This window comes from Streptomyces sp. NPDC097640, assembly GCF_040302705.1.
GTDB lineage: Bacteria > Actinomycetota > Actinomycetes > Streptomycetales > Streptomycetaceae > Streptomyces.
Genome location: NZ_JBEOSB010000006.1, coordinates 224,639 through 249,696 on the forward strand (window position 1 = coordinate 224,639; position 25,058 = coordinate 249,696).

General features: G+C 72.9%; 20 protein-coding genes. 8 read left to right on the top strand and 12 right to left on the bottom strand.

Features of this window, described 5'->3' with window-relative positions; all coding sequences use genetic code 11:
* Position 1: 1 nt before the first annotated feature.
* Positions 2-466 (bottom strand): GNAT family N-acetyltransferase, encoded by a 465-nt coding sequence (locus ABTY62_RS11655; protein WP_352129237.1) that lies wholly within the window; start codon positions 464-466, stop codon positions 2-4.
* Between the two features lie 69 nt (positions 467-535).
* Positions 536-1,987 carry an aminotransferase-like domain-containing protein gene (locus ABTY62_RS11660; protein WP_352129238.1) on the bottom strand — a complete coding sequence of 484 codons (1,452 nt, stop codon included), beginning with the start codon at positions 1,985-1,987 and terminating at the stop codon, positions 536-538.
* On the opposite strand from ABTY62_RS11660, the gene ABTY62_RS11665 reads away from it, so the two are divergent.
* Entirely contained in the window at positions 1,986-3,008 is a 1,023-nt protein-coding gene (locus ABTY62_RS11665) for a DMT family transporter (protein ID WP_352129239.1), read from the top strand. The genes ABTY62_RS11660 and ABTY62_RS11665 overlap by 2 nt on opposite strands.
* Positions 3,009-3,062: 54 nt before the next feature.
* Positions 3,063-3,269 carry a DUF1918 domain-containing protein gene (locus tag ABTY62_RS11670; RefSeq protein WP_352129240.1) on the top strand — a complete coding sequence of 69 codons (207 nt, stop codon included), beginning with the start codon at positions 3,063-3,065 and terminating at the stop codon, positions 3,267-3,269.
* Between the two features lie 16 nt (positions 3,270-3,285).
* Here the strand turns inward: ABTY62_RS11670 and ABTY62_RS11675 are convergent, their stop codons facing one another.
* Positions 3,286-4,536: a glycoside hydrolase family 10-like protein gene (locus ABTY62_RS11675; protein WP_352129241.1), complete on the bottom strand. Its 1,251-nt coding sequence runs from the start codon at positions 4,534-4,536 to the stop codon at positions 3,286-3,288.
* 315 nt (positions 4,537-4,851) lie between these two features.
* On the opposite strand from ABTY62_RS11675, the gene ABTY62_RS11680 reads away from it, so the two are divergent.
* Together ABTY62_RS11680 and ABTY62_RS11685 are read left to right on the top strand one after the other, a co-directional pair.
* A complete protein-coding gene (locus ABTY62_RS11680) occupies positions 4,852-7,149 on the top strand; it encodes a xyloglucanase (protein WP_352129357.1) in 2,298 nt (765 codons plus the stop codon).
* Between the two features lie 171 nt (positions 7,150-7,320).
* Positions 7,321-8,181, top strand: a complete 861-nt coding sequence (locus tag ABTY62_RS11685; RefSeq protein WP_352129242.1) for a 3-hydroxybutyryl-CoA dehydrogenase — start codon at positions 7,321-7,323, stop codon at positions 8,179-8,181.
* An 83-nt stretch (positions 8,182-8,264) separates the two neighbouring features.
* On the opposite strand, the gene ABTY62_RS11690 is transcribed toward ABTY62_RS11685, so the two are convergent.
* Complete coding sequence (locus ABTY62_RS11690) at positions 8,265-9,170, bottom strand: aminoglycoside phosphotransferase family protein (RefSeq protein ID WP_352129243.1); 906 nt, start codon at positions 9,168-9,170, stop codon at positions 8,265-8,267.
* Between the two features lie 108 nt (positions 9,171-9,278).
* Here ABTY62_RS11690 and ABTY62_RS11695 point away from each other — a divergent pair, with 108 nt between their 5' ends.
* Complete coding sequence (locus ABTY62_RS11695; RefSeq protein WP_352129244.1) at positions 9,279-10,385, top strand: pentapeptide repeat-containing protein; 1,107 nt, start codon at positions 9,279-9,281, stop codon at positions 10,383-10,385.
* A 173-nt stretch (positions 10,386-10,558) separates the two neighbouring features.
* Here ABTY62_RS11695 and ABTY62_RS11700 read toward each other — a convergent pair whose 3' ends face one another.
* The 3 genes from ABTY62_RS11700 to ABTY62_RS11710 form a co-directional block, all read right to left on the bottom strand.
* Positions 10,559-12,127, bottom strand: coding sequence for an FAD-dependent monooxygenase (locus ABTY62_RS11700; protein WP_352129245.1), 1,569 nt, complete (start codon positions 12,125-12,127; stop codon positions 10,559-10,561).
* 128 nt (positions 12,128-12,255) lie between these two features.
* The gene (locus ABTY62_RS11705; protein ID WP_352129246.1) at positions 12,256-13,734 is read right to left on the bottom strand and encodes a sensor histidine kinase; all 1,479 of its coding nucleotides are present in this window, start codon (positions 13,732-13,734) and stop codon (positions 12,256-12,258) included.
* On the bottom strand, positions 13,731-14,600 hold the full coding sequence (locus ABTY62_RS11710) for a response regulator transcription factor (RefSeq protein ID WP_352129247.1): 870 nt from the start codon (positions 14,598-14,600) through the stop codon (positions 13,731-13,733). Before ABTY62_RS11710 ends, ABTY62_RS11705 begins: the two co-directional genes overlap by 4 nt.
* A 219-nt stretch (positions 14,601-14,819) precedes the next feature.
* Here ABTY62_RS11710 and ABTY62_RS11715 point away from each other — a divergent pair, with 219 nt between their 5' ends.
* The 3 genes from ABTY62_RS11715 to ABTY62_RS11725 all read left to right on the top strand — a co-directional run bounded on the left by ABTY62_RS11715 (position 14,820) and on the right by ABTY62_RS11725 (position 17,747).
* Positions 14,820-15,425 (top strand): carbonic anhydrase, encoded by a 606-nt coding sequence (locus tag ABTY62_RS11715; protein WP_311725692.1) that lies wholly within the window; start codon positions 14,820-14,822, stop codon positions 15,423-15,425.
* On the top strand, positions 15,419-17,305 hold the full coding sequence (locus tag ABTY62_RS11720) for a SulP family inorganic anion transporter (protein WP_502997442.1): 1,887 nt from the start codon (positions 15,419-15,421) through the stop codon (positions 17,303-17,305). The genes ABTY62_RS11715 and ABTY62_RS11720 overlap by 7 nt, the downstream gene beginning before the upstream one ends.
* Positions 17,306-17,489: 184 nt before the next feature.
* On the top strand, positions 17,490-17,747 hold the full coding sequence (locus ABTY62_RS11725; protein ID WP_311725691.1) for a hypothetical protein: 258 nt from the start codon (positions 17,490-17,492) through the stop codon (positions 17,745-17,747).
* A 94-nt stretch (positions 17,748-17,841) separates the two neighbouring features.
* Here the strand turns inward: ABTY62_RS11725 and ABTY62_RS11730 are convergent, their stop codons facing one another.
* The 5 genes from ABTY62_RS11730 to pheS form a co-directional block, all read right to left on the bottom strand.
* Positions 17,842-18,372 carry an NUDIX hydrolase gene (locus ABTY62_RS11730; RefSeq protein WP_352129248.1) on the bottom strand — a complete coding sequence of 177 codons (531 nt, stop codon included), beginning with the start codon at positions 18,370-18,372 and terminating at the stop codon, positions 17,842-17,844.
* A 58-nt stretch (positions 18,373-18,430) separates the two neighbouring features.
* Positions 18,431-19,768, bottom strand: a complete 1,338-nt coding sequence (locus ABTY62_RS11735; protein ID WP_311725689.1) for an NsdA family TPR-like regulatory protein — start codon at positions 19,766-19,768, stop codon at positions 18,431-18,433.
* Positions 19,769-19,860: 92 nt separating this feature from the next.
* A complete protein-coding gene (locus ABTY62_RS11740) occupies positions 19,861-21,042 on the bottom strand; it encodes a PP2C family protein-serine/threonine phosphatase (RefSeq protein ID WP_352129249.1) in 1,182 nt (393 codons plus the stop codon).
* Positions 21,043-21,303: 261 nt separating this feature from the next.
* Positions 21,304-23,829, bottom strand: a complete 2,526-nt coding sequence (pheT, locus tag ABTY62_RS11745; RefSeq protein ID WP_352129250.1) for a phenylalanine--tRNA ligase subunit beta — start codon at positions 23,827-23,829, stop codon at positions 21,304-21,306.
* On the bottom strand, positions 23,829-24,956 hold the full coding sequence (gene pheS / locus ABTY62_RS11750) for a phenylalanine--tRNA ligase subunit alpha (protein ID WP_352129251.1): 1,128 nt from the start codon (positions 24,954-24,956) through the stop codon (positions 23,829-23,831). The genes pheT and pheS overlap by 1 nt, the downstream gene beginning before the upstream one ends.
* Positions 24,957-25,058: the final 102 nt, after the last annotated feature.

Sequence of the window (25,058 nt, forward strand, 5' to 3'; positions counted from 1 at the left end):
GTCACCTCCCCGGCGCCTCGGCGCCGGGGAAGCGCAGGGTCATCCAGTGCTCCGGGTCGTCCAGGAGCGAGAAGCCGATCTTCTCGTAGACGCCGTGTGCGTCGAACGTGGCGAGCAGGATGCGCCGCAGCCCGAAGGGCTCCAGGTGGTCACGGACGGCCGCGACCAGCGCGGTGCCGAGGCCCGTCCCGCGCGCGGACCGGTCCACGTAGACATCGCACAGCCAGGCGAAGGTGGCGTGGTCGGTGATGACCCGGGCGTACGCGGCCTGGGCGCCCGAAGCGGTCTCGTACGCGCCGAAGTTGAGCGAGCCGGCGATGGCCAGGTCCTGCTTCTCGCGGGTGCGGCCCAGCGACCAGTACGCGTCGGTGGACAGCCAGCGGTGGATCCGGGCCGGGTCGAGGCGGGCGGGATCGCTGGATATCTCGTAGCCGTCCGGCACCGGCCGGCCGTTCGTGTCACTCATGGCGGGAGACTCGCAGGTCAAGGGGGCCGCGTCGAGGGGTTTTCGGCACGTGGGAGATCCTGCGTGCCGTCACCCCAGCACCTCGTCGCAGGCGAGGCGCAGTCGGCGCAGCCCCTCGGCCAGCTCGCCGGCGCCCGCCGCCGAGGCGAAGCCCAGCCGCAGGTGCGGGGCCGGCGGCTCGGCGCAGAAGTACGGGCGGCCGGGCGCGACGGACACCCCGGCGCGCAGGGCGGCGGCCGTCAGCGCGGCCTCGTCGGCCCCGTCGGGCAGCCGCAGCCACAGGTGGAAGCCGCCGGGCGGGACATGGCGCAGGGCGAGTTCGGGGAAGTCCCGCCGCACCCCCGTGGCCAGCGCCTCGCGGCGGGCGCGCAGCTCGGCGGCGACGGTGCGCAGATGGCGGGGCCAGGCGGGCGAGCCGACGAGTTCCAGCGCGGCCTCCTGGAGCGGGCGCGGCACGAAGAAGCTGTCGACGACCTGGATGGCGCGCAGCCGCTCCAGCGCCGGGCCGCGGGCGGCGAGCGCGCCCACCCGCAGGCTGGCCGACGTGGCCTTGGTGAGCGAGCAGACGTGGACGACGACTCCGTCGGGGTCGTCGGCGGCGAGGGTCGCGGGCAGCGGCCCCGCGTCCTCGTGGGCGAGGCGGCGCGCGAAGTCGTCCTCGACCACGAACGCGCCCGCTTCCCGGGCGACCCGCAGCACCTCGCGCCGCCGCTCGGCGGAGAGCACCGCGCCGGTCGGGTTCTGGAAGAGGGGCTGGCAGAGGAAGACGCGCGCCCCGGTCGCGCGCAGCGCCTGTTCGAGCAGGTCGGTGCGGACCCCGTCGGCGTCCACGGGGACCGGGACCGGCCGCAGCCCGAAGGCGCGGGCGGCGGCGAGCGCCCCGGGGTAGGTGGGCGACTCCACGAGCACGGGCGCGCCGGGGGGCGCGAGGGCGCGCAGCGCGGTGGTCAGCGCGCTCTGGCCGCCCGCGGTGATCAGCACCTCGGAGGGGGCGAGGGCCCCGGCCCGGCCGCCGATCTCGGCGGCGAACCACGCGCGCAGCTCGCTCAGCCCGTCGATCGGCGGGCGGTCCCAGGCGCCGGGCCGCCGCCCGGCGCGGGCGAGGGCGGCGGCCAGCGCCCGCTCCGGCTGGAGCGAGGGGTGCAGATAGCCACCGTGCAGTTCGAGGGCGCCGGGCGGCGGGACGGCCAGGGTCATCAGCACCCCGGAGGCGTCGACGGAGCGCGGGACCGACTCGCCGGACGTCTCGACGCTGAGGGCCACCTCCTGCCAGGAGGTGTCGCCGGGGCGCGGCGCCTCGGCCGCGCGCGGCCGGGTGGCCCGGAAGGCCCCGGCGCCGGGGCGGGTGACGACGAGCCCCTCGGCACGCAGCGCGGCGAGCGCCCGGGAGACGGTCACCGGGCTCACCCGGTAGCGGTCCACCAGGGCCCGGCTGGACGGCAGCTTCTCACCCGGAGAGTAGCGGTTCAGCTCCGTGCGGAGGATTCCGGCCAGTTCCGCGACACTGCTACGCTCTTGCATGAGAGCCCAAGATAGCGCTATTGCGAGCGAGACGATAGCGGTGAGCGGTGGCGCCGAGCCGCGCCCCGCCGCCCGGCCGCCGCTCGGCCGCCCCCGCCCCATCCCGTCCCCCGTCCGCCGGGACGGCACCACCGGCACCACCGGCGCTCTCGGCACCGTCCTGGCCGTGCTGGGCGTGGCCGCGTTCTCCCTGACCTTCCCCGCCACCGCCTGGGGTCTCGAGGGCCTGGGCCCCTGGTCGCTGGTCGCCTGCCGGCTCGGCCTGGCCGGGCTGGTCGCGGGCGGCGCGCTGGCCGCCCTGCGCGTCCCGCCGCCCGCCCGGCGCCACTGGCCCGGGCTGCTGGTGGTCGCCGGGGGCGTCGTCATCGGCTTCCCCCTGCTGTCCACCCTCGCGCTGCGGACCTCCACCACCTCGCACGCCGCCGTGGTCGTGGGCCTGCTGCCGCTGACCACGGCCGCCTACGCGGCGGTGCGCACCGGGGCCCGGCCCACCCGTGCGTTCTGGGTGGCGGCCCTGATCGGCGCGGCGGTGATCGTCGCCTTCGCGCTCCAGCAGAGCGGCGGCGCGCCAACCGCCGGGGATCTGTATCTGTTCGGCGCGCTGCTGGTGTGCGCGGCGGGCTACGGGGAGGGCGCCCGGCTGGCGGCTCACATGCCGGGCTGGCAGGTGATCGGCTGGGCGCTGGTGGCCTGTCTGCCGCTGTCGGTGCCGGGCGCGGCGGCCGCCCTGGCCACCGAGCCCGTGCACCTCGGGGCGCACGCCGTCGCCGGGGTGCTGTGGCTGGCCCTGGGCTCCCAGTTCCTGGGGCTCGTGGTCTGGTACCGCGGGATGGCGGCCATCGGCGTGGCCAGGGCCAGCCAACTCCAGCTGGCCCAGCCGCTGCTCACCCTGGTGTGGTCCGTGCTCCTCCTGGGCGAACACCTCACCTGGGCGGCCCCCGTGGCCGCCGTGGCCGTCCTGGTGTGCATCGCCGTGACGCAGCGGGCATCGACGGGCGCAAACCGGGAGGAGCGGCCATAAACTGGCCTCAGGGACCGCAACACCCTCCGGGGCACCGGACAGGAGGTCACGCGTATGGAGGCGACCGTAGGCGACAAGCTGCTGGTACACGGCAGGGTTGTCGGAATTCACGACCGGACCGCGGAGATCATCGAAGTGCTCGGGGACGACGGGACCCCACCGTTCCGCGTCCGCTTCGAGGACGACGGGCACGAGTGCGTGGTCTCCCCCGGCCCGGATTCGGTCGTGCGTCACCTGCACACAGAGCCCGGACGACCGTAGTCCAGGCCCAGACGGCTCAGCGGGGCGGACGCACGCGATACGGGTAGTGGTCGGCGACCACGCGCGCCATGGCGCCGTTGCGGTCGGCGGCCACTTCCTTCGCGGAGAAGTAGACGTTGCCCCGCACCTGCGGATAGTCCCGGTCGAAGGTGAGGTGCCGGGACAGCTCCGCCGGGTCCTGCCAGGGCGCGGGCTGCGCCGGGTCCCCCGCCTTGTAGAGCGCCTCGCCGATGTAGAGGTGCACACCGGTGCCCCGCACCACCTCCGCCCACCACGGCACCAGCTTGGCGTAGTCGGCGGCGGCGAAGCCGATGTTCCAGTACACCTGCGGGACGATGTAGTCGATCCACTCCTCACGGACCCACGTGCGGGTGTCCGCGTACAGGTCGTCGTAGGTCTGCACCCCGGCCCGGGTGTCGGAGCCCAGCGGGTCGGTGGCCTGGTTGCGCCAGACGGCGAAGGGGCTGATCCCGAACCGCACCCGCCGGTCCAGCCGCTTGATCCGCCCGGCGGTCTCGCGCACCAGCCGGTCGATGTTGTCCCGCCGCCAGGCGGCCCGGTCCGGGAAGCCCGCGCCGTAGCGCTCGTACGCCGCGTCGTCGTCGAAGACCTGGCCCGCCACCGGATAGGGGTAGAAGTAGTCGTCCCAGTGCACACCGTCGATGTCGTAGCGCGCCACCGCGTCCAGCATCGCGTCCTGGACGAAGCGGCGGACCTCCGGCAGGCCGGGGTTGTAGTAGAGCTTGCCGCCGTAGGGCACCACCCACTCCGGGTGCAGCCGCGCGGGGTGGGTGGGGATCAGCCGGGTGGGGTCGGTGTGGTTGGCGACGCGGTACGGATTGAACCAGGCGTGCAGCTCCAGGCCCCGGCGGTGGGCCTCGCGCACGGCGGTGCCCAGCGGGTCCCAGCCCGGGTCGCGGCCCTGGACGCCCGTCAGATACTCGGCCCACGGCTCGTACCGGGAGGGCCACAGCGCGTCGGCGGTCGGCCGGACCTGGAAGACCACCGCGTTCAGCCGCCGGGCGACCGCGGTGTCCAGGAAGGCGAGCAGCTCGGCGCGCTGCTCGGCGGCGGTCAGGCCGGGCTTGGAGGGCCAGTCCCGGTTGGCGACGGTGGCCAGCCACATCCCGCGGAACTGCGGCGTGCGTTGTCCGCCGCTCCTCCGCGCCCCGTCACGCCCGTACGCCGCCGTCGAACCCGTCGTGACGGTCGCGGCCAGCGCTCCGGCGGCCGCGACCGTCAGTCCCCTGCGCGTGATCTGCCCCATCCTCGCTCCTCGCTCGCTCGCCTGTTGATCGTGGCTAACTCCCGCCGATGATGCGGGTCTTACGGGCACACGGCAATCCTTCCCACCCTTCCGGAGCACTCGACTCTTCACCGCCACGCCCTCTTGACTCCACTCTTCTCGCCCGGTCATCCGGCCGCTAGCATCGGTGGTACGCACATATGGGAGCGCTCCCAAACCCGGATACGGACAGACCGGCACAGACACCCGCCCCCGTACCGCCGCGGCCCGCGGCGGATGCCCGGAGAGGAAGTTCCCGTGCGCTTTCATGGCAGGAGAAGACCACTCGGCGCGCTCATGGCCGCGCTGGCGCTCGTCGGCGGATTGCTGACCGCGGCCGCCGCCCCCGCCGCCGCCCACCCCGACCGCGCCGCGAGCGACCGCGCCCCGAGCAGCCCCGCCGCCGGGCTGGCCGCCGCCACCTGGAAGAACGTCCGCGTCGACGGCGGCGGCTTCGTCCCCGGCATCGTCTTCAACCGCAAGGAGAAGAACCTCGCCTACGCCCGCACCGACATCGGCGGGGCGTACCGCTGGGACCAGACCGGCAAGCAGTGGGTGCCGCTGCTGGACTGGGTGGACTGGGACCGCTGGGGCTGGACCGGGGTGTCGAGCCTGGCCAGCGACCCGGTCGAGCCGAACAAGGTGTACGCGGCCGTCGGCACGTACACCAACAGCTGGGACCCGACCAACGGTGCGATTCTGCGCTCCTCCGACCGGGGCGCCACCTGGCAGTCCACCACCCTCCCCTTCAAGGTCGGCGGCAATATGCCCGGCCGCGGCATGGGCGAGCGCCTGGCGGTCGACCCCAACAAGAACAGCGTGCTGTACTTCGGCGCGCCGAGCGGCAACGGCCTGTGGCGCTCCACCGACTCCGGCGTCACCTGGTCGAAGGTGACGGCCTTCCCCAACTCGGGCAACTACGCCCAGGACCCGAGCGACTCCAGCGGCTATCTGAGCGACAACCAGGGCGTGGTGTGGGTGACCTTCGACGAGCGCACGGGCTCGTCGGGCACCGCGACCAAGACCATCTACGTGGGCGTGGCCGACAAGCAGAACACCGTCTACCGCTCGACCGACGCCGGCGCCACCTGGTCGCGGGTGGACGGACAGCCGACCGGCTACCTCTCCCACAAGGGCGTCCTCGACTCCAAGAACGGCTACCTCTACATCACCACCAGTGACAAGGGCGGTCCGTACGACGGGGAGAAGGGCCAGGTGTGGCGGTACGCCACGGCCACCGGCGAGTGGAAGAACATCAGCCCGATGACGGACGCCGACACCTACTTCGGCTACAGCGGGCTGACGGTGGACCGGCAGAAGCCCGGCACGCTGATGGTGACCGGCTACAGCTCCTGGTGGCCGGACACCCAGATCTTCCGCTCCACCGACTCCGGCGCGACCTGGACCCGCGCCTGGGACTTCACCAGCTACCCCAACCGCTCCTTCCGCTACACCCAGGACGTCTCGTCCGTGCCCTGGCTGACCTTCGGCACCAACCCGTCCCCGCCCGAGGTCACGCCCAAGCTGGGCTGGATGACCGAGGCGCTGGAGATCGACCCGTTCGACTCCAACCGGATGATGTACGGCACCGGCGCCACGGTCTACGGCACCGAGAACCTCTCGTCCTGGGACTCCGGCGGCCAGATCAAGATCACGCCGATGGTCAGGGGCCTGGAGGAGACCGCGGTCAACGACCTGGCCAGCCCGCCGTCCGGCGCCCCGCTGCTCAGCGCCCTGGGCGACATCGGCGGTTTCCGCCACACCGACCTCGACGCGGTGCCCGCCAAGATGTTCGCCTCGCCCAGCTTCACCACGACCACCAGCCTGGACTACGCCGAGACCAACCCGAACACGGTGGTGCGGGTCGGCAACAACGACACCGCGCCCCGGATCGCCTTCTCGACCGACAACGGCGCGAACTGGTGGCAGGGCAGCGAGCCGTCCGGGGTCACCGGCGGCGGCACCGTGGCCGCGGCGGCCGACGGCAGCGGCTTCGTCTGGAGCCCCGACGGCACCTCCTCCGTCTACTACACCGCCGGCTTCGGCAACTCCTGGACGGCCTCCAGCGGCATCCCGGCCGGGGCGGTCGTCGAGTCGGACCGCAAGAACCCGAAGAAGTACTACGGCTTCAAGTCCGGCACGTTCTATGTGAGCACCGATGGCGGCGCCACCTTCACCGCCAAGGCCGCCACCGGGCTGCCCACCGACGGCCCCGTACGCTTCAAGGCCCTGCCGGGCGCGGAGGGCGACATCTGGCTCGCGGGCGGCAGCGCGAGCGGTACGTACGGGCTGTGGCACTCCACCGACTCGGGCGCCACCTTCACCAAGCTGTCCGGCGTCCAGCAGGCCGACAACATCGGCTTCGGCAAGGCGGCGACCGGCGCCACGTACCAGACGCTCTACACCAGCGCCAAGATCGGCGGCGTCCGCGGGATCTTCCGCTCCACCGACGCCGGGGCGAGCTGGGTACGGATCAACGACAACGCACACCAGTTCGCCTGGACCGGCGCCGCGATCACCGGCGACCCGCGGGTCTACGGGCGGGTGTACGTGAGCACGAACGGGCGCGGCATCCTGCGCGGCGACTCCGCGTAACCGAGAGGCCGCCGGCCACGGCCCCCGACCGCCCCAACGGGGCCCGCCGCCCGCCCACTTGAGATCCCCGGCCGGGGTCCGGACCACAAGGTTCCGGCCCCCGGCCCACCCCTCGGACCCGACCGGCAGGTAACGTCTGGGACGACCTACTGATCAGCGGAAGGGCACGAGGTGACCGACATCGAACGCGTCGGAGTGGTGGGCTGCGGCCAGATGGGCGCGGGCATCGCGGAGGTGTGCGCCCGTGCCGGCCTGGACGTCAAGGTCGCGGAGACCACTGGTGAGGCCCTGGAGCTGGGCCGTACCCGGCTGACCAACTCCCTCGGCAAGGCCGCCGAGCGCGGCAAGATCACCGAGGCGGAGCGCGACGCGACGCTGGCGCGGCTGAGCTTCACCACGGACCTCGGCGAGTTCTCCGACCGTGATCTCGTCATCGAGGCGGTCGTGGAGAACGAGCAGATCAAGACCGAGATCTTCCAGGTCCTCGACCAGGTCGTGACCCGCCCCGACGCCATCCTGGCCTCGAACACCTCCTCCATCCCCCTGGTCAAGCTGGCCGTCGCCACCTCACGCCCCGACCAGGTCATCGGCATCCACTTCTTCAACCCGGCCCCGGTCCAGCAGCTGGTCGAGCTGATCCCCGCGCTCACCACCGGTGACCAGACCATCAAGCGCTCCGAGGCCCTGGTCCACGACATCCTCGGCAAACACGCCATCCGCGCCCAGGACCGCTCCGGCTTCGTCGTCAACGCCCTGCTGATCCCCTATCTGCTCTCCGCCATCCGCATGTTCGAGTCCGGCATCGCGAGCCGCGAGGACATCGACAACGGCATGGAACTCGGCTGCGCCCACCCCATGGGCCCGCTCAAGCTCTCCGACCTGATCGGCCTGGACACGATCGCGGCGATCGCCGACTCGATGTACGGCGAGTACAAGGAGCCCCTGTACGCCCCGCCGCCGCTGCTGCTGCGCATGGTCGACGCGGGCCGGCTGGGCCGCAAGACGGGATCGGGCTTCTACGAGTACGCCTGACCCGCGCTCTCCGGACTTCGGCAGGCATCGGCAGGCATCGGCAAGGGCCGCTACCCGTGATCGGGGCAGCGGCCCTCAATGATTCACACCGCCGATGTGTCCGCCAGGATGCGTTCCAGGGATCGCCGGCCCAGCCGGCTCATGGCCGGGTTGCTCTCGACGTAGTACCAGACCAACCCCATCGCCTGGATGAAGGTCCAGGCCTTGCCTCGCTCCCATTCAAGGTCGTCGCAACCCAGGTGGTCGCGGAGCGCCTGCCGCGGCCCGGCCTCGAGCAGATGCCACGCGCTCACGAGATCCAGCGAAGGGCACGCCGCGCCGAAGCCGCCGACGTCGAGAATCCCCGCGAGCCGGCCGTCGGACACGAGCAGGTTGCCGGGAATCAGATCGCCATGGGCCATGACGTCCTCAGCCGCACCTCGCGGCAGATCACGCAGAGTTGCCCAGATGCGGCGAAGCCGGGGAACATCCAGGAGTTGCTCACTGTGCGTGAAACAGGTCTCCATCCACGCGTCATGGGATCGCAGCTCGCCTCCTCGACCCGTGCCGGCGAACGTGCGGCCACGCGTGTCGATCGCGCGTAGGTCGCCGATGAGATCGGCCAAGTCGCGGGCGAACGGCACCGATTCGGCTGGATCCTCGTCGGCGGCCACGGTCCCGGGCAGCCACGTCTGCACCGACCACGGAAGCGGGTAGCCCGCCCCGGGTTCGCCGAGCGCGACCGGCTCGGGCGTGGGGAAACGCGTGCGGCCCACCAGCTCGCGAGCCGCTTCCGCTTCGGACTTCAGCCAGCGCCGCGTCGCGTCGACGTCCGCGGACTCAAGCGGGAATCGAGCCGTGAACTGATCGCCGATGCGGAAAATGGCGTTGACCGTACCCGGCGCGGCGATGCTTTTGACCGGCAGGCTCCGCCACTCGGGGAACTGCTGGTCCACCAATGTGCGCACCGTCTCGGGCGACACCGTCAGCTGGTTGTCATGCATCTTCACGGTGGAAGCATCGGCGCCACGATCTTCGACCGCAACCCGTTTCTTCGTCGCGCAACCTCCGCGGAGGCTGTTGCCACCGGCCCACTGCCCATGTTGTCCTGTTGTTGTGTGAGACCACATCTGCCCCGGCGCCGGGCTGAGCGGCGCGGCCTGAGCTTATGGCCTGTTGGCACCGTCCTCGCTCTGACCTTCGCCACCGCGATCGCCGTGGCCGCCGCGGCGTTCTTCGCCGGGTGGTGGATCATCGGAGCCCAGGGGCTCGAGTCCGAGCGCCGAATCAGCTCCCAGACGCTGTTCGACCTGGTGAAACTGTCGTTGGGGGCGGTCGCCGGTGCCGGCGCCCTGGTCGCCCTGGTCGTGTCCTATCGGCGTCAGCGCGTCGACGAGGACGGCGCCCAGCGTGAGGCCACCCGACTGCACACCGAGCGCTTCACCACCGCCGTCTCCCAGCTGGGGGCGGAATCGGCCGCCGTGCGCCTCGGCGGCGTTCACGCCCTGGCGGGCCTCGCCGACGACGCCCCCACCCGCGAGTTGCGCCAGACGTGCATCGACGTCCTCTGTGCCTATCTCCGCCTTCCGTACCTCGCGGAGGCCGACCTCTCGAAGGACGACACCGATGCCCGGCATGCGTACCTGGGCCTGCGGGAGGTCCGGCACGCGGTCATCCGTCTCATCTGCGACCATCTCCGCCTTCCGGCCGGGGCGGATCCCCACTCCTGGCAGGGCCATGACCTCGACTTCTCCGCCGTCGCCTTCGACGGCGGAGACTTCTACAACGCGGTGTTCGCCGGCGGCAGGGTCCGCTTCGACAGGGCGGTGTTCGCCCGCGGCACCGTCGCCTTCTACGGCGCCGAGTTCTCGGACGCTTCCGTCAGCTTCTCCGGCGCGGAGTTCTCCGGCGGCAAGGTCGACTTCACCGGCGCGAAGTTCTCCGGCGGTGCCGTCAGCTTCTCGCGCGCGGTGTTCTCGGGCGGCACCGTCGACTTCGGCTACGCCGCGTTCAGCGGCGGCACGGTCGTCTTCGAAGGCGCGGAGTTCAGCGGCTCCACGGTCACCTTCGGCGACGCGGAGTTCACCGGCGGGACCGTCGACCTCTCCGGTGCGGCCGGAGTGGCGCCGAGCGACCTGGTCCCGTCGGGCGGATCGCCTCTGCCCACCGGGCTGAGTCTGCCTTCGGCGTGGTACCCGGTGGGGCCCCGGTGGAGCAAAGGCTAGGTCCTGTCGTCAAAGTAGCGCCGTCCGCCCGCAGGGCGGGCCCCACGGCGTCTGGTGCGTGCGATCGCAAGGCGGAGGGTCGTCCTCGTAGTGGGCCTACTCGGACGATCCCGACAACGCAGCGAGCGTGCGTGCCAGGCGTCGTGGGGCAGGCGAGACTTTGACGACAGGGCCTAGGACGGTGTCGAGCGGGTGATGGTGGCGAGGGCCCGGTGGAGGGTGGAGTCGTTCGGTGGGCGCTCGCGCCAGCGGGCGCCGATGTGGCCGTCGGGGCGGATGAGCAGCGCTCCGTGGGGGCCGAGGTCGCAGGGGTCGGCGTGCTGGTCGGGAAGGGGCTCGATGCGCAGCGGCCATGCCGCGGTGAGGTGTCGCTCCCAGTGGGCGGGGTCGGGGGTGAGCAGGGTGAACCACTCGCCGACGGCGTCGAGCGTGGAGCGGCCGGGGGTGAGCCAGAGGTGCGGCATGCGATGGCCCGGCCTCGCGGTGGGGACATAGTCCGTACCCGGGTCCGACGGCTCGGGCGGGGCGCTGTGGTCGGTGAGGACGGCGCCGGAGTGGTAGGTGGTGCCGAGCACGAGCCCGAGTTGCGCGAAGTACCGGTCCGACCAGGGCAGTTCCACCCGGGTCGACGCCGCTTCGCCGGTCCGGAGCTGCTCGCGGCGCCGGTTCTGTACGTCGAGCATGAGCCGGGTGTTGGCCACTGCTCGGCGGAGCGTCCGCTGGGCGACGGGGTGCCGTTCCGTCTCGTAGGTGTCCAGCAGGCCCGGTTCGGCCCACCCGTGGAGAACGCCCGCCAGTTTCCAGCACAGGTTGTGCACATCGGCGATGCCGGTGTTCATGCCCAGGCCGCCGACGATGGGCACCGCGTGTGCGGCATCGCCGGTCAGCAGGGTCCGGCCGTGGCGGAACCGTTCGGCGACGAACGCGTTCATCACCCAGTGCTGGACCCGCGACACCTCGGCTCGTACGGGGGCGCCGGGGCCGAGGGCGCGCTGGACGAGGCCGGACCAGTCGGCGCGCGCGGCGTCTTCGGGGGTGGGCGCGAACCAGGCCCACCCTCGTTCGGGGTAGAGCGGGGCGAACATGCCGTGTGCCGTGAAGTAGACCCCGGCGGGCTGGTGGGCGCACCAGCGGCTGAGGTCGGCGTCGAACAGGACGGTGGTGAAGTCCCCCATCGCCCCGGGGCCGGTGGTGTCGATGCCCAGCCCTTGCCGGGCGGTGGAGTTCGCGCCGTCGGCGGCGAGTACGTAGCGGGCGCGGACGCGAGTCTCCGCACCGCTTCGGTGGTCGACGAGCAGGGCCACGACGCTTTCGGCTTCCTCGGCCAGGTCGATCAGCTCGACCCCGAACCGGACCGGCGCGTCCGCCGCGGCCAGCAGGATGGGCTCCAGCCGGTCCTGCGAGGTGACCACGCCGATCGCGGGGCTCTCGGGTACCGGGGCGTTGACCCCGGCCATCGGCGCGGTGGCGAAGTCGCGGTCGTGCAGGGTGTCGCGGAAGCGGATGCGGCCGTACTCGGGCGCGAACGCGTCGGCCGTGATCGTGTCGGCGAGCCCGAGCCGGCGGTAGATCTCCATCGAGCGCACATTGACCAGCCGGGCCCGGGGAAAGGGCGACAGCCCGCCGTGTTTCTCGACCAGCGACGCGCGCACACCCCAGCGCTCCAGCAGCGCCCGGGCGGTGAGCCCGACCGGCCCACCGCCGACGATCAATACCGCCACCTCGGCGTTCACCGCGGGCATATCGGCCTCCCGGACCGTGGATCGGTCGGACGGGATGAGAACGCCGCAGGGATCCCGCGGTTACGTCACGGGCGCGCGGAGTACTCCAGGCGGGAGACTCCCCGGCGTTCGCGCCACGCGGCGCGCGGTCACGAGTGGGCGGGTTCGGGGCTGCCCCGGTGGGCCGGTCTCGCGGGGCGGGTGGCGGAGGGGCGGGGCGGGGTGGCGGCCTGGAGGCGGACGACCGCGTCGAGGCCGCCGTCGGTGGCGGGGCGCAGGGCGGCGTCGCCGCCGCTGGCGTGGGTGAGCCGCTGGACGAGGGAGAGGCCCAGGCCCGTGCCGCCCTTGGGCGCGTCGGGGGCGCGCCAGAAGCGGTCGAAGGCGCGGTGGCGCTGTTCGGCGGTCATGCCGGGGCCCTGGTCGATGACGTGCAGCTCGACCCAGGTGGGGCGCGGTGCGCGGTGGTGGCGGCGGTCGGCGGGGGCGGCGCGGATCTCGAGGACGACGGTGCCGGCCACGGGCGAGGCGCGCAGGGCGTTGGAGAGCAGGTTGTCCACGATCTGCTCGATGGCCCCGGGCACCGCGAACACCTGACCGTCGAACTCGCCGTGCCGCACCAGCCGGACGCCGTGCCGCTCGAACAGCGGGGCCCAGGCGCGTGTCCGCTCGGCGCACACCCGGTCCAGGCCGACGGGTTCGCGGGTGCCCGCGCTCTCCTCCATACGGGCCATCGCCAGCAGTCCCTCGACCATGCGGGCCAGCCGGTCGGTCTCGGTCATGGCGGCGGTGAGGCTGCCGCGGGCGTGGCCGGCGATGTCGGGCTCCAGGTTGTCCAGGCGCAGCCGCAGGGCGGCGAGGGGGGTCTTGAGCTGGTGGGAGGCCTCTCCGGCGAACGCGCGCTGGGAGGCCAGGAGGTGTTCCAGACGGGCCGCGGTCTGGTTGAAGGTGGCGGCGAGGCTGCGTATCTCGGGTGGTCCTTCGGTGGTGGGGACGGGGGTGGCCAGGCTGCCCTCGGCCAGGCGGCGGGCGGCCCGTTCGACCTGGAGGATGGGGCGGCTGATCCAGCGGGCGAGCCCGAAGGCCACCGCGGCGAGGGCGGTGAGGACGGCGAGCCCGGCGAGGGCCAGCAGCAGCCAGATGCGGTGGATGCGCGCGGACACCGCCTCCGTGGGCACGATGATGCGCACGGCGCCCTGGAGTTCGGCGCCGTGGGTGACGGGGGCGGCGACGGACAGGGACCGCACTCCGCCGATGGTGGAGGTGCGTACGTCGGCGGTGGACCGGCCGCCCAGCGCGGCCGTGATCTCGGGACGCGACGCGAGTTCCCGGGCCTCCTGGGCGGACAGGTCGTGGGAGGTGGCGAGCGGGCGGCCGAGGCCGTCGACGACGAGCACCTTTCCGCCGATGCGCTCGGCGCACATGAGCACCCGGGGGCGCAGTTCGCGTTCCGCGCGCCCGGCCGAGATGGACAGCGAGGCGTACGCGGACACCGAGTCGGCCTCCTCCTTGGCGGCGGTGACCACGCGCTCGCGCTCGCCCCGGCTGTAGACGAACCCCAGCGGGATCTCCAGGCACAGCAGGACCAGCGCGGCGAGGCTCAGATAGCTGAGCAGCAGTCGGCGCCTCATGGGCGGGCGGGCTCGAACGCGTGGTGGGCGGGGGTGAACCAGGACTCGGTTTCCGGCGCCGGAAACGGCGCCGGTTCCGGCCGGCGCTCAGGGGTGCGTACGGCCAGCCGGAACCCCACCCCGCGCAGCGTCTGGATCCACGCCGGGTCGCCCAGCTTGCGGCGCAGCGCCGCGATATGCACATCGAGGGTCTTGGTCGGGCCGTGGAAGTGGGGGTCCCACACCTGGTCGAGGATCTGCTGGCGGGAGTAGACCGCACCGGGATCCTCGGTGAGCAGGGCGAGCAGTTCGAACTCCTTGGGGGTGAGCGAGAGAAGCGTCTCGCCCACCCACACCTGCCGGGTGCGCCGGTCCACGACCAGGGGCGGGGCGGGCGGCGGGCCGTCCACGGCGGGCCGGGGGGAGTCGGGGAAAGCCGGTGGCTCGGGAGCTGAAACGGAAGCGGAAGCAGGAACGGAAGCCGAAACGGAAGCGGCAACGGGGCGGTCGGCCGGCGGCGGTTCGGCCCGCCCCCCGGTGCGGCGGGTCACGGCCCGGATCCGGGCGATCAACTCCCGGATGGAGAAGGGCTTCGCCAGGTAGTCGTCCGCGCCGAGTTCCAGGCCGAGCACCCGGTCGGCCTCCTCGCCGCGCGCGGTGAGCATGATGATCGGTACGTCGGAGACCTGCCGGATGCCCCGGCAGACGTCGATGCCGTCCATGTCCGGCAGCCCGAGGTCGAGCAGGACGATGTCGTCGTAAGGACCCGCCAGTCCGGCGGCGCCGGTCCTTACGTGATGGACCGTCAGCCCATAGCGCGCCAGCCCTTCGGCAAGCGGTTCGGCGATCGTCTCGTCGTCCTCGATGAGCAGCGCTCGTACGGTCATGGGTCCTGTCTCTTCCGTGAATACGGACAACACGAATCCCCCGGTCGGAGCCGACACGCTACAAGAGGCTCATTGGGCGGGCCCGGATTTTGTGATGTTGCGAGCAAAAACCGGACTTGGACGAGTTCTGGCCCCCCGCTGGCCTTCGCTTAACCTTCCGCTGGCACGTGCCTGCCTACGGTGCATGACACCTGGTCCAGCCAGCTGTCAGGAGGCACCGTGAAAGCCTTGGTCGAACACGCCCGCTCTTTTCGGTACCGCGCCGATTTCGCGAGCGACGAGTACCGGAAACTGGCCGAAGGACAATTCCCCGAAGCGCTGTTCATTACCTGTTCGGACTCCCGGGTGATACCGGCCCACATCACCGGCGCCCGCCCCGGGGAGATATTCGAGCTGCGCAACGCGGGCAACATAGTTCCACCGCATGGAATGCATCTGGTCTCCGGTGAGGCCGCCACCATCGAATACGCCCTGGAAGTGCTCGGGGTGCGGGACGTCGTCGTCTGCGGCCATTCCCACTGCGGCGCCATGGGCGCGCTGGAGTCCGGCGCGGATCTGTCGACGCTGCCCGGGGTGAGCGCCTGGCTCGAACTCGCCCGGCCGGGGCTGGTCCCGGAGATCACCGGCGGCTGCCAGGACCCGTCGCTGAGGGGCATGGCGCAGCTCAATGTGCGCAACCAGCTGTCCGCGCTGCGGGACTACCCCGCGGCCCGCCGGCGGCTGGAGGAGGGCGGGCTGCGGCTGCACGGCTGGTTCTACCAGGTCGACACCGGCGAGCTCTGGGAGCTCGACGAGGACGGCCGCTTCCGGGAGCATCCGTGCTGACCGGGCACAGCACGCCCCGGCACGCCCGGGGCCGCCATGCGGCGGGCCCGCCGATCACGTACGGGAGCGCCGACCCGGAGTACGGGGGCGCCGAGGCGCCGTACGGAGCCGCCGCCACCCCTCCGTACGGGACCGCCGCGCCGCTCTACGGAGCCGCTCCCCCGACCGCGCCCGCCGCGCCGCCGCCACAGCCCGCCGCACCGCCCCCGAGGCAGGCCGGGCGCGGCGCCCGGGGCGGGGGCGGGGGCGGCAAGGCCCGCTCGGGCGCCGGGCGCTCCGGCGGCATCGACCTGGGGACCGAGATCACCGCCTCGTTCGTGGTCTTCCTCGTCGCCCTCCCCCTGTGCATCGGCGTCGCCGTCGCCTCCGGCACCCCGGCCGAGCTGGGCATCATCTCCGGCGTCGTCGGGGGGCTCGTGGTGGGGGCGGCCCGGGGCAGCGCCCTCCAGGTCAGCGGGCCCGCGGCGGGGCTGACCGCGCTGGTCCTGGAGACGGTGACGGAGCACGGCCTGGCCATGCTCGGGGTGATCGTGCTGGCCTCCGGGGTGCTCCAGATCGTGCTGGGGCTGATCCGCCTCGGCCGGCTGTTCCAGGCCATCTCGGTCGCCGTGGTCCAGGGCATGCTCGCCGGGATCGGCCTGCCGCTGATGTTCAGCCAGTCGTATCCGCTGTCCGACGCCCGCGCGCCGGGCACCCCCCTGGAGAACATCGCGGGGTTCCCCGGGCTGGTCGCCGACACCCTGCGGGACCCGCAGACGACGATCGCGGCCGGGCTGGGCATCGCCACGGTCGTCCTCAGCTTCCTGTGGAAGAAGGTGCCGGGGCCGGTCGGCAGGATGCCCGCCGCGCTGGTGGCGGTGGCCATCGGCATCGCGGTCGCCGCGCTGCCCGGCGTCGAGGTGAAGACGCTGGAGGTGGGCAATCTGTTCGCCTCCGTCCAGGTGCCGGGGCCCGCGGAGTTCGCGGGGCTGGCCGACGTGGCGGTCCTGGGCGCGGTGCTCACCTTCACCGTCATCGCCTCGGCGGAGAGCCTGTTCACCGCCGCCGCGGTCGACCGCATGCACGACGGCGCGCGCACCCGCTACAACTCCGAACTGGTCGCGCAGGGCGTCGGGAACACGGTGTGCGGGTTCCTCGGCGCGCTTCCGGTGACCGCGGTCGTGGCCCGCAGCTCGGCGAACGTCCAGGCGGGCGCCAAGACCCGGGTCTCCCGTACGCTGCACGGCCTGTGGCTGCTCGGCTTCGCGCTGCTCCTGCCGAATGTGCTCGCCCTGATCCCGATCTCGGTCCTCGCGGGCGTCCTGGTGCACAGCGGCTGGAAGCTGCTCGCGCCGCAGGAGTTCCCCAAGATGTGGCGCCAGGACCGCGGCGAGTTCGTCGTCATGACCCTCACCACGGTCGCCATCGTGGCCACCGCGCTGCTCGAGGGCGTGCTGATCGGGCTGGCGGCCGGGGTGGTGCTGGCCGCGCTGCGCATGTCGCGCACGCAGGTCAAGGAGCACACCGACGGCGACACGGCCCATCTCACCATGGCCGGCAACGCCACCTTTCTGCGCCTCCCCCAGGTGATCGAGGCGCTGGAGGCCATCGCCGCGTCCGGCAAGCCGCGGATCCGCCTGGACCTGACCGCGGTGACCCACCTGGATCACGCCTGCCGCAGCCAGATCGAGGAGTTCGCCGCCCAGCAGCGCGCGTCGGGCTCGGTGCGGGTGGAGCTGCTGATGCCCGGAGCCGAGGCGCCGCCGGGCTCGGACCCCGGCGCGGGTCCGGGTCCGGCGCCGACTCCGGGCCCGACGGCGGAGTGGTTCTACCTGGACACGCGCCCGATCGAGGAGATCCGCGGGGCCGACACGGCCTTCGCCCGGAGCGTCCCGTACTGACGCAGCGTGACCACTCCGGGCCCCCCGCCAACCCGCCCGCACAGTTCGGTCACACGGTTTTCACACGGGGTGTGCGGCGGTGACCCGTGCTTGTCCTGCGCACACTCTCCCGCGACACCGTGCGGAGCGGTTGACTCGGGTTGTGAGAAGTGCACAGAAGCGCATTTTGGAAGGGGAACAGCCCGTGACCACCGAGCCCGAGCACGCCGCGTTAGCCGTGGAGCTCGCGGAAATCCGCCGCAGGGTCGATGTCAGCCTGGCCCGTGTCGACGGACAACTCGCCCTGCTCGACCACCGCGGGGAACAGTCCGAGGAGGATGTGGAGCAACTGGCCGCGCGCGTACGCCATCTGGAGCACGGGCGCTGGCCGTTGCGGTCCATCGCCGCGCTGACCGGCGTATGCGCGCTGGCGCTGGCGCTGTGGCAGGCCGCCGGCCGCTGACGCCCGGCGAATGGGGGGGACGCGGTCGGCAGGCCGCCGGCGGGGGCGACGCCGGCGGTCGGCCGAAGCGCATGCGCCGGCCGAAGCGGAGGCCTCAGCCGAAGCGGATGTGGTGGAGCAGCAGCAGCGCGGCCGCCATGTTCGCGGCGGGCACCTCGCCCCGCGCCACCATGTCCGGGACGGCCTTGAGCGGCACCCAGGCGCGGTGGTCGGATTCGAAGTCGTCCTCCGGAGGGCCGACGTACGCGGCCTCCTCGGCCCAGTAGATGTGGTGCCGCGCGTCGGTGAGCCCGTTGGACGGCTCGACGGAGAGCAGATGGCGCAGCGGGCCGGGGCGCCAGCCGGTCTCCTCCTCCATCTCGCGGGCCGCGGCGTCCTCGATGTCCTCGCCGTCCTCGACGACCCCGGCGGCCAGCTCCCAGCCCCAGGCGTCGGTGATGAAGCGGTGCCGCCACAGCAGCAGCACCTCGTTGGCCGTGTTGACCACGGTGGCCACGGCCACGGGGCGCAGCCGGATCAGATAGTGGTCCAGGTGGCGGCCGTCAGGGAGTCTGACATCGGCGAGGTTCACCGAGAACCACCGGTTCTCGTACACGGTCCGCTCCCGCAGGTTCTTCCATCGCACTGTCAGCCACCTTCCGCCGCACAGTTGGCAAGGCTGTCGACGAGGGCGCGGACCGGACTCAGAGGGGCACGCGCAGCGCCCCGTCGATGAGTTCGGCGGCTTCGGCAGTCGCCGCGCTCCCGCTCTCGGCGAGGTGTTCCCGCACCGCCCGGAGCCGGTCGCGTAAGCGCCGGGACTCCATGCCGCGGGCCCGCTCGGTCATTTCCACCGCCGTGGCCCCCGCCCGGTCGGCGTCGCCCTGTCTCAGCGCGATATGGGTGAGCATCGCGAGCCGGTGCACCCGGCCCCGGTCGTGTGCGGGGGTGCCGACCGCGGCGGCGGCGTTCTCCCGCGCGCCGCCGAGGTCGCCGAGGCTCAGCAGCGCCTCCGCGACCTGGACGTTGACCAGTCCGGGCTGGACGTAGCCGGTCTCGTCGGGCTCCTGGCCCGGGCGGATCCGGTCGGCGGCGGTCTCGGCGCTCCGGATGCAGGACAGCGCCCCGGCCCCGTCGCCCAGCCGCGCGTACGCCTTGGCCTGCATCGCGTACAGGTCGGCGGCGAGCGCCGGGGTGATGTCCGAGCCGGACGCGCGCAGCGCGGACTCGGCGAAGGCGACCGCCTGCCGGTACTCCTTCATGAACAGGGACTGGTTGACCAGCAGCGCGATGACATAGGCGCCGAGCCCGCGGTCCCCGCTCGCCTTGGCCAGCCGCAGCGCCTGGTGGAAGTAGCGCTGGGCCAGGCCGTGGGCGTCCGAGTCGTAGGCGCAGATGCCGGCGATGGCGACCAGGCCGCCGGTCGCCCGGTGCAGCTGGCGGCCGGTGGCGTCGGGGTAGCCGCCGCGCAGCAGCGGCGCGGCCTCGGCGTTGAGGAAGCCCACGACGCGGGCTCTGGTGGCCACGCCGCCGGCCTTGCGGTACAGCTGCTCGTAGTGGGCGCGGGCGGCGCGCAGCATGTCGATGTCGGACATGCTGACGCGGGTGAGGCCGCTGCGGGAGACGTCCGAGTCCTCCGGCGGGTTCTCCCACTCCCACACCGGGATGACGGCGGGGGTGCCGGTGACCGCGGGGGCGGTGACGACATGGGGCCGCTGCTGTTCGTCGGAGCGCCACAGCGCGGTGGCCCGCTCGACGAAGCCGGTCAGCGGGGTGGCGGGGGCGCGCGGGGAGCCGGGGGTGCCGAAGCCGATGTCGTCGAGGGTGAGCGCGCGGTGCAGCCGCCCGCCGAGCACCTCGCAGATCAGGTCGGGCACTTGGCCGCGCGGGCGCTGGCCCTTCAGCCAGCGGGCGACCGCGGTGTGCTCGTAGCGCAGCCTCATGCCGCGGGCCCGGCCGGCCTCGTTGATGTGCGCGGCGAGCCCGGCGTGGGAGATCCCGGCCTCGTCGAGCAGGGAGTCGAGCAGTGTGTTGGGCTCCATGGCCCCCTCCTGATGCGCGTGCCCAGCCGCATGCCCCCGGTGTGGCCAGCGTAGTGGAGGTCCGTTCGCACGGGGTGTGAAGTGTTCTGGGCTCAGCCGGCCTTGGTCTCGTTGCGCAGCGCCAGCAGGGCGACGTCGTCGGCGAGCCTGCCGCCGGTGTGGCGCAGCACCGCCGACCGCACGCCCTCGATGACCGCCGCCGGGTCGACGGGGCCGGTGCCCGCGGCCCTGGCCAGGGCGGGGCCGAGGTCGAAGAAGGTCCCGTGTGCGTCGCGCGCGTCCTCGGCCCCGTCGGTGTGCAGGACCAGCGCGTCGCCGGGCTGGAGCGGGGCGCAGCGGGCGGCGGGGAGGTCGTCGGGCAGCGGGAAGGGGCCGAGCGGAGGCAGCACCTCGGCGGGGTCGAGCCGGCGGACCCGCGCCGCGCCGGCCGCGTCCTCGGACAGCAGATACGGCCAGGGGTGGCCGCAGTTGAGCGCGGCCAACTCGCCGTCGGGCGCCACCTCGAGCAGCAGCACGGTGACGAACTCCTCGGCGACCGGGGTCCCGGGTTCCTCGCCGGCCTGGGGCTCGCCCAGGGCGCGCTCCCGCAGATGGCGCTGGAGGGCGCGGTCCAGGCGGCGCAGTACGTCGGCGAGTTCGGACTCGTCGTGGGCGGCTTCGCGGAAGCTGCCGAGGACGGCGGCGACGGTTCTGATGGCGCCGAGGCCGTGGCCGCGCGCGTCCCCGATGATCACGCGGACGCCGTGCGCCGTGGCCAGCACCTCGTACAGATCGCCGCCGACCACGGCGCCGCGGCTGGCCGACAGATAGCCGCTCGCCACCTCGATGCCCTCCAGGCTGGCCGGGAGCGGCCGCAGCACCGCGTCCTGCGCGGCGGCCGCCACCGCTCGCATCTGCTCCAGCTCGCGGACCAGCCGCAGCCTGCGGCCGTTGGTGAGATAGCTGGCGGCGACCACGGCGAGGATGGCGCAGCAGCTGACCAGGCTCGCGTGGGACTCCTCCGAGTCGCCGTCGGGCTCCAGGGCGGTCGGCGGGGCGAGGGCGAACAGCAGGCTCGCGCCGCCGAGCAGCAGGATGCATCTGCGGCGGCCGCTGCTCGCGCAGGCGATGGCGGGCGCGGCGGCGAGGAGCGGGACGACCTCGGTGTCATGCGGGGCCAGCAGCTCCCAGCAGATGACGCCGAGCACCCACAGACAGGGCACCACCTGGGTGAAGGCACGCAGAACCCGGCCTCCCCGTACGAACGCGCCGCCGACTTCCCATGTCCCGATCATGTCGCCCCCCAACGCCGGCCAATGAGGCGGTCGGCCGGACCCCGGATGGTCGGTTCTGCGCGGGCCAGTGCGACCGTGACGATTCTCGCGACAGCCCCTGTCGAAATGAGTAGCCGGACTCCGATTCTCACCTGATCGGGTGAGTTGTCTATCGCTGTGTTGTCGAACATCGCGCTGGGGAGGGGGATGACGGTGCGTCAACGCGCTGGGGGCGCACCCCGCGTACGGGATGCGCCCCCACCAGATCGGGCCGTTACGACATCAGGCTCCGCGCAGGGCCGCGCCGGTGCGCTCGACCGCCGCCGCGACCGCCGCGTCACGGGCCGCCGAGGCCTCCTCGGCGGTCAGCGTGCGGTCGGGGGCGCGGAAGCGCAGGGCGTAGGCCAGGGACTTCCTGCCCTCGCCCAGCTGTTCGCCGGTGAACACGTCGAACAGCCGCAGCGACTCGAGGAGTTCACCCGCCCCGGCCCGCAGCGCCGCCTCCACGTCGGCCGCGGCGACCGACGCGTCGACGACGAGCGCCACGTCCTGGGTGGCCACCGGGAAGGAGGACACATGCGGGGCCTGGACGGGGCCCAGGGCCGCCCGCTCCAGGCGGTCGAGATCGATCTCCATCGCGCAGGTGCGCTCGGCCACGCCGAGGGCCTTGGTGACCCGGGGGTGCAGCTCGCCCGCGTTGCCGACGAGGATCTCCTGGCCGTCGACGACGGCGAGCAGCGCGGCGCACCGGCCGGGGTGCCAGGGGTCCTGCTGGTCCTGGCGGACGATCAGCTCCACACCCGCCGCACCCGCCACGATCCGGCCCGCCTCGACCGCGTCGGCCCAGCTCACCGGGGTGCCCTTGCCCCACCAGCCGGCCTGCTCACGGGCGCCGGACAGCACGACCGCGGCACGCCGCGGCTGGCTGGGCAGCGCGGCGTTCAGCTCGGCGATCTCCTCGTCCGACGGACGGTGGTCGACGGGCAGGACGGCCGCCGGCGGCTCGTCGCCGGTGGTGCGGAACACCAGACCCGTCTCGAACAGCGCGAGGTCGTGCGCCCCGCGGCCGTCGTTGCGCCGCATCGCGGCCAGCAGCCCCGGCAGCAGGGTGGTGCGCAGCGCAGGCTCGGCGTCGGAGAGCGGGTTGACCAGGCGGACCGTGTCGCGCCGCGGGTCGTCCGCGGCCAGACCCAGCTGGTCGAGCACCTCGTCGCCGATGAACGGGTAGTTCAGGGCCTCGACATAGCCGGCGCCGGCCAGCGCCCGGCCGACCCTGCGGTGCAGCCGCTGGCGCTCGGTGAGCCCGCGGCCGGCGGGCGGCCGGGGCAGCGTCGAGGGGAGGTTCTCGTACCCCTCCAGCCGGATGACCTCCTCGGCGAGGTCGTTGGGGTCCCGCAGGTCGGGCCGCCAGCTGGGGACGGTCACGGTGAGGGTGTCGGCGCCGTAGACGTCGCAGCCGACCTGCTGGAGCCGGCGCACCACGGTCTCACGGCCGTAGGTGACGCCCGCGACCCGGTCCGGGTGGTCGGCGGGCACGGTGATCGTACGGGGCGCGCTGGGCGCGATGATCTCGGTGACGCCCGCCTCGGCGGTGCCGCCTGCCAGCAGCACCAGCAGATCGACGGTGCGCTGCGCGGCCGCCGAGGCGGCCTCGGGGTCGACGCCGCGCTCGAAGCGCCGGGAGGCCTCCGAGGACAGCTTGTGGCGGCGCGCGGTGCGGGCGATGGAGACGGCGTCGAAGTGCGCGGCCTCGATGACCACCTCGGTGGTGCCGCGGACGGCGCCGGTCTCGGGGTCGGGCACGGCGTCGGCGATCTCGGTGTTGGCGCCGCCCATGACCCCGGCGAGCCCGATCGGGCCGTTGTCGTCGGTGATCACCAGGTCCTCGGCGTCCAGGACGCGCTTGGTGCCGTCGAGGGTGGTGAACTTCTCGCCCGGCTCGGCGCGGCGCACCCCGATGGTCCCGCTGACGCGCGACCGGTCGTAGGCGTGCAGCGGCTGCCCGAGCTCCAGCATCACGTAGTTGGTGATGTCGACGGCGAGCGAGACCGGCCGCATCCCGGCCTTCTGGAGCCTGCGCTGGAGCCAGATCGGGGAGTGCGCCTCGGGGTCGAGCCCGGTGACGGTCCGCGCGGTGAAGCGGTCGCAGCCGATCCGGTCGGCGACCTGGACCGGGTAGCCGTGCGCGTTGGGCGCGGGCACGTCCAGCAGGGCCGGGTCGCGCAGCGGCAGCCCGTACGCGGTCGCGACCTCGCGGGCGATGCCGCGCAGCGACAGGCAGTAGCCGCGGTCCGGGGTGACGGCGATGTCCAGGACCTCGTCGACGAGCTCCAGCAGCTCGATCGCGTCGGAGCCGGCCTCGTGCTCCGGGGGCAGCACGATGATGCCCTTGTGGTCGTCGGACATGTCGAGCTCGGCGGCCGAGCAGATCATGCCCTCGGACACCTTGCCGTACGTCTTGCGCGCCGAGATCGCGAAGCCGCCGGGCAGCACCGCGCCGGGCAGGGAGACGACGACCTTGTCGCCGACCGCGAAGTTGGTCGCGCCGCAGATGACGTTCTGCGGCTCGCCGCTGCCGTTCGCCTGGCCGACGTCGACCTGGCAGAAGCGGATGGGCTTCTTGAAGCCCTCCAGCGTCTCGATCGCCAGCACCCGGCCGACGACCAGGGGGCCCTTGAGCCCGGCGCCGAGCTGCTCGACGGTCTCGACCTCGAGCCCGGCCGAGACGAGTTTGGCCTGCACGTCGCGGCCGGTCTCACCGGCCGGCAGGTCGACGTACTCCCGCAGCCAAGAAAGCGGGACCCGCATCAGATCTCCATCCCGAAGGGCCGGGTGAAGCGCACATCACCCTCGACCATGTCTCGCATGTCTTCCACGTTGTGCCGGAACATCAGCATCCGCTCGATGCCGAAGCCGAAGGCGAACCCGCTGTACTTCTCCGGGTCGATGCCACAGGCGATCAGCACCCGCGGGTTGACCATGCCGCAGCCGCCCAGCTCGATCCAGCCCTCGCTGGAGCAGGTGCGGCAGGGCCGGTCGGGGTTGCCGACCGAGGCGCCCCGGCACACGTAGCACTGCATGTCCATCTCGGCGGACGGCTCGGTGAACGGGAAGAAGTTCGGCCGCAGCCGGGTGGACATGCCCTCCCCGAACAGCGCCGAGACCATGTGGTCCAGGGTGCCCTTGAGGTCGGCCATGGTCAGGCCCTCGTCGACGGCCAGCAGCTCGACCTGGTTGAAGACGGGGGTGTGGGTGGCGTCCAGCTCGTCGGTGCGGAACGTCCGGCCGGGGCAGATCACATAGATCGGCGGCTTCCGGTCGAGCATCGACCGGACCTGCACGGGCGAGGTGTGGGTACGCAGCACCACCCCGGACTCCGCACCCGACTGCCCCTTCGCGCCCTGCACGAAGAAGGTGTCCTGCATCTCACGGGCCGGGTGGTCCGGCGGGAAGTTGAGCGCGTCGAAGTTGAACCACTCCGCCTCGACCTCGGGCCCCTCGGCGACCTCGTAGCCCATGGCCACGAAGACGTCCTCGATGCGCTCCGAGAGCGTGGTGATGGGGTGGCGGGCGCCGGCCGGGATCCGGTCGTACGGCAGCGTGACGTCCACCGCCTCCTCGACCAGCACCCGGGCGTCCCGCTCCGCCTCCAGCTCCGCCTGGCGGGCCGCCAGCGCCTTGTTCACCGCCCCGCGCGCCTGGCCGACGCGCTTGCCCGCGTCCGCCTTCGCGTGCGGCGGCAGCGCGCCGATCTCGCGGTTGGCCAGCGCCAGCGGCGAGCGGTCGCCGGTGTGCCCGACCTTCACCTCGCGCAGCGCCTCGAGATCGCCCGCGGCGGCGACGGCGGCGAGCGCCTCGTCCCGCATCCGCTCGACCTCTTCTGGTTTCAATGCCTCGACCTCGACAGGGTCGTACGACTTATTCGGTGCCGACATCTCTTCCCGTGCTTCCGATTGGCTGGCTGCGCGACCTGCCTCGACCACTGGTGCGCCAAAGGTGCCAAAAGCCGAGTCTAAGGGGCGTGGGACCGCGCTGTT